Annotated in this window: 13 protein-coding genes; 9 read left to right on the forward strand and 4 right to left on the reverse strand. The window is 49.0% G+C overall.

Annotation, left to right across the window (positions count from 1 at the left end):
• Positions 1-40 precede the first annotated feature (40 nt).
• The 3 genes from H8B09_RS26175 to H8B09_RS26185 form a co-directional block, all read right to left on the reverse strand.
• The gene (locus tag H8B09_RS26175; RefSeq protein WP_191206551.1) at positions 41-526 is read right to left on the reverse strand and encodes a hypothetical protein; all 486 of its coding nucleotides are present in this window, start codon (positions 524-526) and stop codon (positions 41-43) included.
• 264 nt (positions 527-790) lie between these two features.
• On the reverse strand, positions 791-2,869 hold the full coding sequence (locus tag H8B09_RS26180) for a sugar-binding protein (protein WP_224754028.1): 2,079 nt from the start codon (positions 2,867-2,869) through the stop codon (positions 791-793).
• Between the two features lie 209 nt (positions 2,870-3,078).
• Positions 3,079-4,323 (reverse strand): MFS transporter, encoded by a 1,245-nt coding sequence (locus H8B09_RS26185; protein ID WP_191206552.1) that lies wholly within the window; start codon positions 4,321-4,323, stop codon positions 3,079-3,081.
• A 194-nt stretch (positions 4,324-4,517) separates the two neighbouring features.
• Here H8B09_RS26185 and H8B09_RS26190 point away from each other — a divergent pair, with 194 nt between their 5' ends.
• A complete protein-coding gene (locus H8B09_RS26190) occupies positions 4,518-5,555 on the forward strand; it encodes a LacI family DNA-binding transcriptional regulator (protein ID WP_224754029.1) in 1,038 nt (345 codons plus the stop codon).
• Between the two features lie 96 nt (positions 5,556-5,651).
• On the opposite strand, the gene H8B09_RS26195 is transcribed toward H8B09_RS26190, so the two are convergent.
• Positions 5,652-5,996, reverse strand: a complete 345-nt coding sequence (locus H8B09_RS26195; RefSeq protein ID WP_191206554.1) for a putative periplasmic lipoprotein — start codon at positions 5,994-5,996, stop codon at positions 5,652-5,654.
• Positions 5,997-6,093: 97 nt separating this feature from the next.
• Between H8B09_RS26195 and H8B09_RS26200 the strand changes: the two genes are divergently transcribed.
• From H8B09_RS26200 to H8B09_RS26235, 8 genes are all read left to right on the forward strand, one after another.
• On the forward strand, positions 6,094-6,873 hold the full coding sequence (locus H8B09_RS26200) for a sialate O-acetylesterase (protein WP_318152776.1): 780 nt from the start codon (positions 6,094-6,096) through the stop codon (positions 6,871-6,873).
• Positions 6,874-6,996: 123 nt separating this feature from the next.
• Positions 6,997-8,292, forward strand: coding sequence for an aspartate aminotransferase type Ic (locus H8B09_RS26205; RefSeq protein ID WP_191206555.1), 1,296 nt, complete (start codon positions 6,997-6,999; stop codon positions 8,290-8,292).
• A gap of 315 nt (positions 8,293-8,607) precedes the next feature.
• Complete coding sequence (locus H8B09_RS26210; protein ID WP_191206556.1) at positions 8,608-8,781, forward strand: lysine biosynthesis protein LysW; 174 nt, start codon at positions 8,608-8,610, stop codon at positions 8,779-8,781.
• Between the two features lie 10 nt (positions 8,782-8,791).
• On the forward strand, positions 8,792-9,682 hold the full coding sequence (locus tag H8B09_RS26215) for a RimK family alpha-L-glutamate ligase (RefSeq protein ID WP_191206557.1): 891 nt from the start codon (positions 8,792-8,794) through the stop codon (positions 9,680-9,682).
• Between the two features lie 20 nt (positions 9,683-9,702).
• The gene (locus H8B09_RS26220; RefSeq protein ID WP_191206558.1) at positions 9,703-10,365 is read left to right on the forward strand and encodes a degT/DnrJ/EryC1/StrS aminotransferase; all 663 of its coding nucleotides are present in this window, start codon (positions 9,703-9,705) and stop codon (positions 10,363-10,365) included.
• Positions 10,362-11,687 (forward strand): DegT/DnrJ/EryC1/StrS aminotransferase family protein, encoded by a 1,326-nt coding sequence (locus H8B09_RS26225; RefSeq protein WP_191206559.1) that lies wholly within the window; start codon positions 10,362-10,364, stop codon positions 11,685-11,687. The genes H8B09_RS26220 and H8B09_RS26225 overlap by 4 nt, the downstream gene beginning before the upstream one ends.
• Positions 11,684-12,739: an N-acetyl-gamma-glutamyl-phosphate reductase gene (argC, locus tag H8B09_RS26230; RefSeq protein WP_191206560.1), complete on the forward strand. Its 1,056-nt coding sequence runs from the start codon at positions 11,684-11,686 to the stop codon at positions 12,737-12,739. The genes H8B09_RS26225 and argC overlap by 4 nt, the downstream gene beginning before the upstream one ends.
• Complete coding sequence (locus H8B09_RS26235) at positions 12,739-14,586, forward strand: M20/M25/M40 family metallo-hydrolase (RefSeq protein ID WP_191206561.1); 1,848 nt, start codon at positions 12,739-12,741, stop codon at positions 14,584-14,586. The genes argC and H8B09_RS26235 overlap by 1 nt, the downstream gene beginning before the upstream one ends.
• Position 14,587 lies beyond the last annotated feature (1 nt).

Consider the following 14,587-nt stretch of genomic DNA (forward strand, 5'->3'; position numbering starts at 1 on the left):
AGATTGAATGATACTACCATTCAATCTGCCTTTGCTCATTCTAACCACTATAAGGCTGGTAAGCGGGTGCCTTCTTATGCTTTTCACCTTTGTGTTCCTCTGCGACCGGGTGGTAGTGATGATGAAAGTGATGATGCATATGCACGATAGGATGATACCAAGCATGATGATAATCTAATTCTGAGAGCTCATATCCATCGTGATGATGATCGTAATGATGATCGTGATCGAAGTGCATGTGCTCATCCCACATTTCATGCATCGCCGGGTCGTAATGATCGTCCATCATCGGATGGTAGGGATGCATGTGGTGGAAGTCGTCGTGCGTGTAAGGGACGTGTTGCATATGACTATAATCATATGCGGGGTAAGCAGGCTGCTCATGAATAGCTTGATGGCCCCAATTCCCTTGATTCGGGCTTGCTTGCATTTGAGGTGCCCAATTGGCCTGACTCGGGCTTGCTTGCATTTGTTGCTGATACTCAGGCATTACAGCCGATTGTATATAAGGTTGATTGTGTATCATGGTGTGCCTCCTTAATATTATACCCCTACAATATGCCTTGAACGAAGAAAGGGCACTTATCCCTGTAAAATAGGCTAAAGGTAACCGAGGGCAATAAGCAGAGAAGGCTGTTGTTGATGATTTGGTCATATACGAATGAAGGCGTTAATGATTAATGTCGAATGGCCGAGAGCTCGATGAGCTGCTCGGCTATTGATCATGTAATCCATTATCCGGCTAGGGCATTCCAAGACAATCGGCTCCGAGCCTTTGCCTAGAAAATCCCTATTCTTGAAAGAGATCCGGCAAGATGTCGTAAATGTACTGGTTCACCCAATTCCATGCATGCGTGCCGCCATCGGCTGCGATAAAGTAGAAATTCCCTTTCTTCGTATCCGATGAATATACAAAGACATCGGTTAACTGCTTCATCGCGTCGATCTGAGGCTTCAAATTCGGATATGCGATGTCCTGCGTGCCCGTTGCGCTGAAAATGTAGTAATCCTGCGGTTTATACCCGGACGCTCTTGCAACGTTGGCCAGGTATTCCGCCGTTTCCTTCGGCTGGAGGCCGCCGCCTCTTTGCTCGAGCACCCAGCTGTCGCCGCTTAACGGCAAGTAGTACTTGAAATAGTCCAGAGCATGGATAAAGGTATACCAAGTCGTTACCGAACCCATGGAGAACCCGCCGAATGCCCGATGCGCTCGGGATGCTTTCATATCGTCCAAGCTTCCGGATTTGGCATAGGTATTGTATTTGGTTTCCACAAGCGGAACAACCGTATTGATCAGCTCTTCATGGAAGAAAGCGACATCATTTTTGCCGCCGTAGAACGTAGGCGTCACTACGATAAGCGGTTCGATGTCTCCATTCGCGATCATGTTGTCGAGTATCTTCTTCAGTTCTTTGTTCTGGCCAGGTCCGCCGAAGAGGAGATTCTCATTCTCGCCCCCGCCATGCATCAAATAGAGGACATTGTACTTCTTATTTGGGTTGGAAGCGTCATACCCGTATGGAAGATAAACATTTAGTTTCTTGTCGTCCATGCCGCCGGTTAAGTTAGCCGCTTTATACGATAAACTTTCAATCGTCCCTGATTTGCCGGATTCCATGCGATATTCATTCGGTACCGGCTTGAAATATTTCTCATTAGCCGCTTCGTCCGTCATTTCCAGCTTGCTGACCGCATCCTTGATGGCGGCATATTGATGATCGATTTGCTCCTGGGTGACTTTTTGGTCTTTGAGAACATTTTCGGCGAAAGCTGCGGCAATCGCATCCGTGACGACGTTTGCATTCTTGTAAAGCTTGAGATCAAGCTTCAGCGTGCTTTTGATCAGATTGACGAGATCGTAGGGATTCAGCCCGCTGACATCGCCTTTTGCCTTGCCCGTAAGCAAGACTTCGCCGAACTTCGTCGTATCGTTCCAAGCGCTGCCGGTCGAATCAAATACGTTAATGGTGCCGACGCGTTCCGTTCCTATTGCATCGTTCACCTGCAATTCGATGCCAAGCACCTTTCCGTTATCAGGCTTCGTATTCAATGCGATTCTTGCTTCAATGATATAACCGTCTTTCGTTCTTCTTGCAGAAGTGTAGAAACGGTCGGCATTTCCGTTGTCTACGGATAGCACATTCTCATAATTCACGCGAAAATGCAAATCGTCTACGCCGTATTCCTGTGTTTTGTTATTGTTCTCATCGAGAAATAACTCTATGGAATCTTGCATGTACGGCGTTCCGGATTGCACGGATAAGTGAGGATCTTTAACCTCTGCAAGAATGTAAAGCGCGCGGTCATCCCATAGCGTCTTGAACGTTGCCGATGTTTCGATATTGCTTGTTGGATATTTAGGTGAAACCGCTTGCGCTTTGTTCCATACAGGATCCGTATTGCCGTCTATGACGGGCGATCCGAAATAAGCAACCATTCTTCCGTTGGAATCGAATCCGTTCTTGTCGACAGGTACTTGTACTTGTTCTGTTGATGGGTTCACAGGAGCCTCCTTGACAATGACTTTTACGGAGAGAATATCCGTTGTATTGTTAACCGTTATTTTACAAGTGATAGTGGCAGAGCCCGCTGAAGCCGCTTTAACGAGTCCGTCCTGATCCACCGCTGCCACTGATTTTTTGTCGCTGTTCCAAGTATTACTTGCGCCGGAAGGCTTGTTGACGATCTCCAACGCAAAGGATTCGCCGGCCGACATGACGAGGGCTCCGTTATGTTTAAATGCAGGTTTGTCTTTTGCAGCAGCAGCGGAGACGTCAGGCCATAGACCGAGAAAACTTACAGATAACAAAGAAACAATTGCTACAAGCATCATAATGGGTTGCAGTAAAGGCTTTGTTCTCGTCTTCAAAATAATCTCCTCCTCTTTCTATTCGGAGGACCCGTGTCCTCAGCTCGGGTAGCTCTAGCTGCCTTTCGGATTCCTGCATCTATCACATCCCTTCATAATAGTTGCAATTTCGTTTTAGCAAAATAGCCTTACGCGTGAATCGTAACGCCACTTGATTAATCTGTCAATATGAAATTCGGAGATAGATGCATGTAGGTAGAACGGTTAATCTACACGCCTGCATTGTTCCGCCGTGAGCTTTCCATATAAGCGAACGCCGATAAAGCGACGATCATGAGGGAGCCGGCAAGCAAGAAGATCCACCGCATCTCGAAGAGGTCAGACAATACCCCCCATCCCGCGGCGCCTGCGCCGATTCCGAAGTCCATCGCGATATAGAATGTAGCGTTCGCCTTTCCGCGGTTTGCTTTATCCGTGTTCGTGATGGCCTTCGCATTGAGCTGAGGGATGAGGCATCCGCTCGTAAAGCCGAACAAGACAGCCCATATGACCAGTTCCCACAATTTGCTCGAGAAACTGATTCCGACAAGCGCAATCCCGAGCGTAAGGAGATTGATGAACATGACGAGGCGGGGACCCATCCTTGCGATCCAAGGACCGACGATGAAGCGGGAAAGCGCAAGCGCAGTCGCTTGCACGACGAAAACCACGCCGATATGACGGATGCCGTTGCCGATCGCGAATGACGGGAGGAATACCATGAACGAGCTGGTTGCCAGAGAAACGAACAGGACGATAACCGAAGGCGGGATGGCCCGAGGTTCCAACAGTTTGTACCAGTGGCTTGCCGCCTCCGGCGAATGCCGCTTCGATAGGGATGGCTCGGCGTTCGCCGCCGACTCCTTGCGCCGCTTGTTCTTCTCGGATTCGATGCGCACGCTGATCAGGAGGGCGATCAAGGAGACGGCACCGGTCAAGTAATAAAGTACGGCATAATCGGATACTTCCAATAGGTAAAGCGTAGCAGGCGGCGCAATCGCCACGGCTAACGTTCCGAACAGTCCGAAATAAGAGATGCCCTCTGTCATTTTGTCTTCCGGCAAGACGTCAGAAACCATTGTGCTAGTCGCTGTCGAACTTGCTGAGAAAGATATGCCATGCATAATTCGCAGGAAGATTAGAGCCGGAATGAAGGCAACAAAACCGTACAACACAGTGGAGATCGTATATACGACGACACCCCACAGAAGAATGGGCTTGCGCCCGTATGTGTCGAGCGTTATGCCGATAAGCGGTCTCGTCAGAAGAGCTGCTAGCGTGAAGAAGGTCATGGACAGCCCGGCAAGCGCGTTGCTGCCTCCCAAGTGAAGGAAGAACAACGGCATTGAAGTAATCTGAACTTGCGTACAGATTCGAAGCAGTGTTGTCGCGATCGTTAGTTTAATAAATTCGGCCGTCCAAATTCTCTTATCATTTAACGGCTTATTAATTGCAGTTGCGGGGGGCGTCGGCATGCTTTAACCTCCTGAGAAATAAACCATTCGTTGCTATAACGTTTTAGCAACTAGCCACTAAATCGTAAGTAGATCTTGTGGAAATGTCAAGATCGATGACCCATTCTGGCCGGCATTCAAAGACGCAGCAATTGACATTCCCGATGCTTTTCCGTATTAATGGAGTATTAAGAATAGGGAGTGGACGGATGGGTATGTCTACGATTAAGGAAATCGCCGAGAAAACGAAGGTTTCCGTAGGAACGGTATCTATCGTTCTCAACGGCCGCGGTGACGAAATGCGCATCTCCAAAAAAACGCAGCAGCGCATCCTAGAAGCTGCGCAGGGAATCGGTTATGTACCCAATATATCGGCAAGGCGATTGAGACAAACCGGTGGTCGCAGCCTTCCGGTTATCGCCACGTTCTGGCCGTCCGACCTCTCTTCCGACTTGTTGGGACGTTTCTTCACTGGAGCCCAGAGTTCGATACTGGAACAAGAGCATGCGTTCGAGATGACGATCCAGCCTTTCAAGCGAAAGCACATCCATAGAATAAAGGAAATATGCGACAGCGGCATGTACCATGGCGTGATTCTAACGGGCATCTCAGCAGAGGACCAACGTTATCTTGAAGACAATCCGCTAAGCGTGCCGACCGTGCTGTTCAACCGCAAGAGCAGTACCTATAGCTGCGTTCATGTCGATACGTATGAGATCGGACGCAAATCGGCAGAATTGTTTGCGATCCGCGGGCACAAGAAGGTCGGTACGATCGTGCCTGAACATCTCATGAGGTCGGAGAACAATTTGCGCTTCAGGGGGTTCGTCGAGTCATGCGCCAAGTACGGACTCGAACTGGAGGAGCGGCATATCCAGGCTGCTCCGATGACAATGGAGGGCGGATATGCGGCGGCCAAGACGCTTGTGGAGGGAGGCGGCGAACTGCCGACAGGCCTATTCTTTCCGCTGGGAATTATGGCTGTCGCAGCTCTTCCTGTGTTTCATCGCGCAAATATCCAGATTCCCGATGCAATGGAGATTTTGACGTACGGAGACCATGATGCCGAGAAATACAGCGTTCCGTCCCTCTCGACGGTTAAGCTGCCGGTTGAAGAGATGGCTGCCGCATGCATCCGCTTAGCAATGGGACGAATTCTTGATCCCAAGTCGAAGCCTAAAGCAGTCGTGTTCGAGACCCCGTTCATCTTCCGCGAGTCTTGCGGGGGCTTCATCCAGGCCAGTATCCAATGAAGATGTTAAAACAAATAAGGCTGCGTGTAGACGCAGCCTTATTTGTTTTATATAAGTCGTTTGACTTTTCTAGTCATATTCTTTCAATGAACTAAATTATTCTGTAATTAATAATAAGCCGGTATGTTTATCGTCTGACTGTCTGTAGAAAGTAATGGTGGCTTTCCTATCTTTAGTAATTAATACGTAAGAGTAGGGCTCATCATCTGTCGTGATATTAAAAGTCCAGCCTTCTTCTTTAGATTTATTATCATACCAAGCTATTGTTGCATTGTGTGCTTCGGGTACGGAGTAGCAAGCCCCGCCCAAGTGAACAATTTCTTCAGGACAAATGGATTTGGATTGACTTGCTCCGGGAGGAAGAGGGATTATTGTATTAGAAGAACATCCAACTAAAACTAAGAATAGTAAAAATGGAAACCAAACAAAATATTTTCTCATATATACCACCTCCATTGATTAGACGAAGATGATCTTTGAAGTGTTTCAGTTCGTTAATTTAGGAAGTAGAATCACAAAAGCGAGGACGGTGTTTGTGGTGGGCGAAAACAATGTAGTTGATTTAGTCATGTTCATGGGGCAATCCAATATGGCCGGCCGGGGTACTGCTGCTGATGCTCCAATTGTACCTAACGGCTGCGGTTTCGAGTTTAGGGCGATATCTGACCCGACGAAACTTTACCCCATTACGGAACCATTCGGAGTAAACGAGAACAATGCGATCAGCGGGGTCACAGAATCAACGAAAACAGGCTCGATGATCTCTTCCTTTGCTATAGAGTATTACAAAATCACGGGTCGTCCCCTTGTTGCGGTTTCATGTTCCAAAGGAGGAACATCAATCAACTTATGGCAGCCGAACGGGGCATTTCTGGACGATGCCATTGCCCGGTTTAATTCGGCTAAATCCTGGCTCACAGCTAACGGCTATACCATTAAGAATAAATTCATGGTTTGGTGCCAAGGGGAGACAGACGGCGATAATGCGATGACGACGGCAGATTATACAGCCCGAATGAAGGCAATGATTAATGGCATGGCGGAGGCCGGAATCGATCGATGCTACGTCGTTCGAATCGGGAACCATCGAGACGATGCTTCCCTTTATGAACCGATCATTCAAGCGCAAACCGATCTGTGCAATACATACGAGAAAGCGGTTCTTGTCTCGACCAAATTTGCAGGAATGGCTGCAGCGGGGTTAATGAAGGATCCGTTCCACTATACGCAAGCCGGCTATAATAGGACTGGTGCCGACGCTGGCATGAACACAGCGCTTCATATTGAATCACTATCTATTAATTTATTTAATAGCTGATATCACGAATATTAATTTCATCTATATCAGTGTCATGGATATAATTAACTATAGCTAAGCGCTAATGAGTTGATTAACGCCATTTATGGTCAAACCTATTTACACTGACGGGAGAGTTGGTCCATGGGGCATCATACAGATTTTTTGAACATGAATATAGAGCAATTAAACCAGCATTATGCGTCTCTTAAAGAAAGATATGATGAGTATAAGAATCAGAATATGAAATTAGATATGTCTAGAGGGAAACCATGTCCTGAACAGCTAGAGTTATCAAAGAGCATGCTCGATACGGTCACATCCAGTGATCGTTTACAAGCATCGGATGGATCGGATTGTCTCAATTATGGCGGTGTTGATGGGATACCCGAAGCGAAAGAGCTTTTTGCACAAATACTTGGGGTAAGTTCAAATGAAGTTATTATCGGTGGAAGCTCAAGTCTTACGATGATGCACGATACGATTAGCCGAGCGATGCTTCACGGTGTTTATGGCAGCGAGCAACCGTGGGTGAAACAACCAACAGTTAAATTCTTGTGTCCAAGCCCGGGTTACGACAGACATTTTGCTATATGTGAACTGTTGAATATTGAGATGATCGTAGTGGATATGCTTCATGATGGTCCGGATATGGATGCGGTTGAGGCACTGGTTAGTCAGGATGATTCGATTAAAGGAATATGGTGTGTTCCCAAATACAGCAACCCTGATGGGATCACGTATTCGCATCAGGTTGTCAATAGGCTTGCCAACATGAAGACGAAGGCGAGAGATTTTAGAATTTTCTGGGATGACGCGTACAGTGTACATCATCTGACTGACCAACCAGATCCGTTGACGAATGTGCTAAGCGCATGTAAAGAAGCCGGAAATCCTGACCGTGTATTTCTATTCTGCTCCACCTCCAAGATCACTTTCCCAGGAGCGGGTGTTGCTGCTATGGCCGGAAGCGTCGAGAACATCAATTACATGCGGAGCCTGATTTCTGTCCAGACCATTGGTCCCGATAAGATTAACCAGTTGAGACATACCCGATTCCTGAAGGATATGGATCATGTAAGAAGTCATATGGCCAAACATGCCGCTATTCTTAAACCTAAATTTGAGATGGTCTTGGGTAAGTTAGAATCAGAACTTGACGGGAAGAATATCGCATTCTGGAACAAACCAAACGGAGGATATTTCATTAGTTTGAATACACTGGACGGTTGTGCCAAGATTGCGGTGAAAATGGCAGCCGATGCCGGGGTTACATTGACTGCGGCAGGAGCGACATTCCCTTATGGACGAGACCCACGTGACCGTAATATACGCATTGCCCCCTCATTTCCATCTGTGAAAGAACTAGAGAAATCGATCGAGGTATTAAGCATTTGTATCCAACTGGCAAGCATCGATAAAATTTTGTTAGAGCAATAGTGGCTACTTCGGCCTTGCAAGTTTAACCGGAGACTTTCAATCTGTCGACAGATTGGAAGTCTCTTTTTTTTTCAGCCGGATTGTAAATCCACATTGCTTGTTTCATAAAACCGGTACCTCTGGAAGCGCTTGTATTGAAAATATGAAACGCATATAAAAGTTATCTATTATGGAAGCAATTGACTGATAGGGGTTCGAATGTTAAAGTGAACTCAACTTTCAATTCTAACTTAGCCGCTGGGAATTGTAAGTTTAAGCTAAGGGGAATAGAGGTTGATCTTATTGGGCTCACAAATTGAGGGAGGTGCAAGGATAATGGCAGATTTGAGCTGCTTGGTTTGCAAATCGGAAATCGAGCTGGGAGAGCAAGTATCGACAGGTGAAATCGTAGAATGCGAATCATGTGGTCAAGAGCACGAGGTACAAGTCCAATCCAATCTCGTAACGATCGCTCTGGCTCCGGAAATCGAAGAAACTTGGGGAGAGTAGGAGAGTGAATATGGATCAGCGGATTTTATTGTGCGTAACGAAGCTGCGCGAAGAGGAGCAGCTTATCATACAGCATCTGAACGAAGAGGGCATTCAGGTCGAAGTCAATTTGGACTCTATGGATCTGCCGCTTGGAGCGGGGGCTGCCGATTCCTACGGCCTTGCGCTTATCCGCTGCCTATCACAGAAAAATGCGCTTAGTCGATCCCATCTGCTTGATCTAGCCGGTTATGACACTTTGAATACGAATCAGGCCATAGCCGTATGCACGAATAAAATTCATCAAGCCATTGTGTTCGATAATGCCGGCGTTCCTCAACCGAGATTTCAAATTGCTTTCACGCCTGCGAAGCTCTCCGAAGGTTTGCAAACATTCGGAGACTTATGCGTCATTAAGCCGGCCACCTCGTCATGGGGAAGAGGAATCGCGCGAATTACCGGCAAAGAATGCCTGGATGGATGGCTGGCCGCAAGGGAATCTGTAGACCCTGCACACCAATCGTTCCCAGTGCTAGTGCAGGAGTATATAGAGAAGGGGGATTATGATATACGGGTCGTCATTGTCGGTCGAACTCCGATTGCAGCATTCCGAAGAGTATCGGCCGAGAATTGGAAAACGAATACGCATCTTGGCGCGGAAATTGAGCCGATTGCCGTTAACGAGGAAATCGCGGCCATTTGCAACCAGTTGGTGGAAGTGCTGGGCGAAGGAATATATGGCGCCGATCTGTTCTTCGACTACACGCAGTTGCGCTATGTGGTCTGCGAAGTCAATCAAAACCCGGAATTCGCCAAGTCATGGAAAATCCATGGCGTCAATGTCGCGAAGCATATAGCGCTATATGTCAAAGATACAATCGAACAGAAAAAAGGAGCTCAACTCGCGCTAAATACCAAGTAAATGGGGAGGCAATATTGTAAATGAGCGGTGTGCTGACCAAACCTGAAGACGTGATCCGGAAGGAAGATTATTTTTCGTTATCCTTTGTGCTTTCTAGAGTTTTAAACTCCGGCGTTATTATGAGCATCGAGAAAAACGACCACGAATTGAAGGGCTTGGAGAAAAGCATCGCTAAACTGACAGGACTGAAATATGTATCCTTATTCAACAGCTTTACAGGCGCTATACACGGTGCATTGTGGGGGCAGGATCTGGGCTATGGTTCTTCCGCGCGGCTTGATCATCCGAGTGAACAGGAGAACAAATTCGTGCAGTGGCTGGGAGTGCTCACCTCCTCTGATCCGCATGTGAATGCTGCTTATACGTCCATCTCCGTTAATTGGGGCAACATTGACCAGTTGGAACGGCTAATTGCCGGTGCTGTAGGCAGGGCGCAGGTACTTGTGATCGACTTTACAGGGTTAGGCTTCGGGCCGGCAGCGTCGATCGCCGCTAATGACGAGAACATCTGGAAAAAAGCGGAGCGGCTCAAAATATTCGGCGCCTTCGATTTGCAAACGATGTGGACGCAGGAAGAGAGCGAGCCTGAGCTGCAGCCGGCTGCGCAGTTCAACTATAGACTGAGCCCGCTTGTTGCGGCATGCGTGAAAATTGCTCTACTAAGGAGGAATTCGAACGGATGAAAACAGACTTTATCCGCAAACCGCTTGATTTGCCATCGGACGAATGGATACAGGCTCCGCTTGCTTATCAAGGGGGACCCGCTGTTCTGCCTGAAGATGTAAGAAAGACGAACTTCCCGATCATTACGAAGGAAGATGTCATTCAAATGCTTGTCTCCATCCAACAGGATGGAGACAAGGTGGTGGAAGAATTTCAGGAGGCATACCGTCAATATGTGGGTGCCAATTATGCGATCGCAACGGCCTCCGGAACCTCTAGTCTGCACCTGGCGTTAGTCGGGGCGGGCGTCCAGCCGGGCGATGAGGTAATCGTGCCTGCGTTTACATTCATCGCTACCGCGCAGGCGGTAGTGGCAGCCAAGGCGATTCCGATCTTCGTCGATATCGACCCTGTTACGTACTGCTTGGATCCTTCGAAGGTTGAAGATGCCATTACGCGAAAGACAAAGGCAATTATGCCTGTCCATGTACACGGACTTCCGGCAGATCTGCCTGCTTTAAGCGGAATCGCCAATCAATATTCGCTTCGTTTGGTTGAAGATGCCTCCCACGCGCATTCGGCCTCGATTCATGGCCGGTTGGCAGGTTCGATCGGGGATAGTGCCGGACAAAGCTTAATGGCGGACAAAAACTTCCCAGTAGGCGGAGAAGGCGGCATCGCTTTCTTCAAAGAGAAAGAAGATTATAAACGGGCGCTCGATTTCCTGAACACATCCGGTATTGATTACCGAATGTCGTGGATTGCGGCAGCCTTTGGTCTCAGCCAATTAGATCGCCTTCCCTATTACGATGCGATTCGCGCGCGCAATGCAGCTTACTTGACGAAAGCATTGGCGGAGACGAAGCTATTCAGCGGCCCGCATGTGCCGGGCGGCTATAAGCATAGCTACAACATGTACCGGGTGAAGCTGTCGCCGGAGCGACTGGGACTGGACGATCTGGAGGATTTCCGAGTGAAGGACGCGATTCAGCAGCTCATTCAGCTTGAAGGCGTCTACGCTAGGGAATGGCAGAACGTGCCGATTCCGGGGCATCTCCCATTCCAGAATCGGAAAGGCTTCGGCAACGGGTATCCTTTCACGCTGTCGGACCGTAAAGATTTCGGTTATGACGTCAATCGATTCCCTGTGACGTTAAACATGCTGCGCAATTCCTTAACGATCTGCCGCGAGCTTCGAACGCCGATTGAATATGAGCGCATCCAAGCTTACGCGCTGGCGTTCAAGAAAATCGATGCGAACCCGCATATTATACGTGAGCTTGTCGAGCGAGGCGGCGGCGAGCTGAAATCTCCTTATGAAAGGGATGCCAGATTAGGATGAGTGCGAACGCATCCCCAGGCCGAATCAGAACAGCCATTCTCGGCGGCAGCGGGTTCACTGGCGCCGAGCTGTACAGGCTGCTCAGCAGGCATCCTCAATTCGAAGTGGCGTTCATCTCTTCCGAATCGAGAGCGGGCTACCCGGTTGATAAATACTTTATTGGTTCCGTTCATAAGAAAAAGCCAAGCGCGCTCAAATTCAGCAAGCTGGCGGAGCTTGACGGCCATTATGATGCTATCTTTTCTTGCTTGCCTACGGGAGCATTACCGGAAATTATCCATCAAGTGGCGGAGCATGCGCAATACATTTTCAATGTGAGCGGCGATTATCGTCTCTCCGATCCTACCTTATTAAACGAACATTATCCGAAGACGCTCAAACATGCATTCGAAGAGAACAAACATTATTTTATACCGGAGTTTAGTGAAGTAGACCGCTCGGCGAAGGTCGTCAACTTGCCGGGCTGCATGGCGGTCGCGTCGATTTATACGCTCTATCCGCTCGTGGCTCATGACCTGATTGAAGCGAAGGTTGTAACTGACGCCAAGACGGGTTCAAGCGGTGGCGGCAAATCGACGTCCGAGCATCATGCGGAACGCGCCAACAACTTCAGAGCCTTCAAGCTTCATGGGCATCGTCATCGACCGGAAATCGAGTATGCGCTGCAGCTCCACCTTGATCGGACGGTTCAATTACAGTTTTCCGTGTTTAGCTTGGATTTGCCAAGAGGAATCATGGCGACGTCGTATACGACCTTAAAGGAGCAGGTGAGCGCTGTTGATGTGAAAAAGGCGTTCTATAGCGCTTATTCGTCCAAGCCGTTCCTTCATTATTTCAATTCGGGCAGCTCATCTCCCATGATCAAGACGGTTGTAGGAACAAACTATGCGGAGATTGGCGCTTACGTGGTAGGACGCAGCTGCGTTTCGCTTGCTACAATCGATAATTTGATCAAAGGGGCTGCTGGACAAGCGATTCAGGCGGCAAATCTTTATTTCGGCTTTCCAGAAGAAGAAGGTTTGCTGTTCGAAGGGGAAGGAGCGTGGCCTTAATGAGCAGCGGCAGTTTATATGTAATTAAGCTGGGCAGCAGCACAATCGTGAATCACCCCGAAGTATTCGCCGAGATTGAACGCATAGCGAGGCGAGGCAGCCGAGTGTTGATCGTTGCAGGCGGGGCGGAGGCGATACGCCGGAAATATGAGGCAATATCGCGACCGATGCCATTCCTGACGCTAGCCTCTGGTGACGAGGTACGTTACTGCTCGCCAGAGGAGCTTCCCATCATTCGCGATGCTTATCACGAGAACATCCTGAGCGTTATTCATCAACAGCTGAATGGGCGAGGGCTGCGTGTGTACGCACAGTTGGGCGGAGACCAAGGGTTGGTGTACGGGCAGAAAGCCAAGCCGATTAAGGCTATTCGCGATCACAAGCCGGTTATCGTCCGTGACTCTTATTTCGGACAATTTACTGGCAGCCATACAGCCTTCCTCCAATCCGCTCTGAACGCCTTTGATGTCGTGACGCTTACTCCGCCGATTTGGGATCCGGAGCTTCGCTCCTACATTAATATCGACGCCGATGTGCTAGCCGCGCATCTGGCCGTCGATTTGAAGGCGCATCATTTGCGCTTTGTTACGGGAACGGAGGGACTGTTAAGCGATATTGCCGATCCGCATTCAACGATTGCCGATGTGTATGAAGACGATGTGATCCAATCGGTTCAAGGCCGAATGAAGCAGAAGGTTCGCGCTGCTCAGCTGGCTATTCGGGAAGGCGTCGGCGACGTTCAAATTACAGGGGCGCATACGTTGGAGAAAGGCGGACGAACAAGGTTCTGGAGCGGCAAGAGGGGTCCGGAAGCGTTTGACCTGCTAAACAAGGTTGCTCGAATTCCTTCCGTGTCGGAGGATGAGCATGAGCTTGCCCGTTTCTTGTTGGAAAACGTTCGTATTCCTTCTGTGGCTGGCAAGATTGACGAGGCAGGCAATATCGTATTCCGCAAAGGAAACGGGCCTCATACGCTGCTTTTGCTTGGGCATATCGATACCGTTCCTCATGTGTGGCTAGTCCGTTCGGACAACGAAGGCCTCACAGGAAGAGGCGTCGTTGATGCCAAAGGAAGCTTTGTCAACTTTGTTCATATGCTTGAAGACGTTGAAGTGCCTGAACAAGGAACGCTGCTCGTTATCGGGGCGGTCGAAGAGGAAATATCCTCTTCGAAGGGTGCGTTCTATGTTCGCGACCATTACGCAGCGGATGCCGTTATTATCGGCGAACCCAGCGGAGACGACAGCTTAACGCTTGGTTATTACGGCCTGTTCAAGCTGCGGATTACGATTCGACGGGCGCAGGAGCATACGGCGGCTAAGGATACGGTAAGCGTCGCCGACGAGCTGTATCAGGTGGTATCGGTGATTCGTCAACGAGTGCTGGCAATTGATCCGCATTCGTTGTCCTCGCTTATCGATATTCAGCACAGCCATGAAGAGGGCTATTTGACGGCGGTCGGCATACTCAATTTCCGAATATCGCCGGAGGCTGGCAGCGATTATGCCAGCAGCGTCCCGCTGGCGTTCAATGAAGGCGTAACCGTTGAAGTGCTTCGGGCTACGCCGGGATTTGCGAATCCGCGATCGGACGATTTGGTCAAGTCCTTCATCCGAAGTTTTGCGAAGCAGCAGCGATCGATCCGATATCTCAAGAAAAAGGGAACCAGCGATATGAATACGCTGGCGACGACGTGGAGAGGCGTACCGATGGTTGCATACGGACCGGGCGATTCCAGTCGGGATCATACGAACGAGGAGTATTTGAGCTTTAAGGAATCGGCATCAGCCCGCGTGATACTAAGAGAAGCGGTATCGGAATGGTTCCGGATTCGAACGGGGGTGTAAG

The organism is Paenibacillus terricola, assembly GCF_014779765.1.
Taxonomy (GTDB): Bacteria; Bacillota; Bacilli; order Paenibacillales; family Paenibacillaceae; genus Paenibacillus_T; species Paenibacillus_T terricola.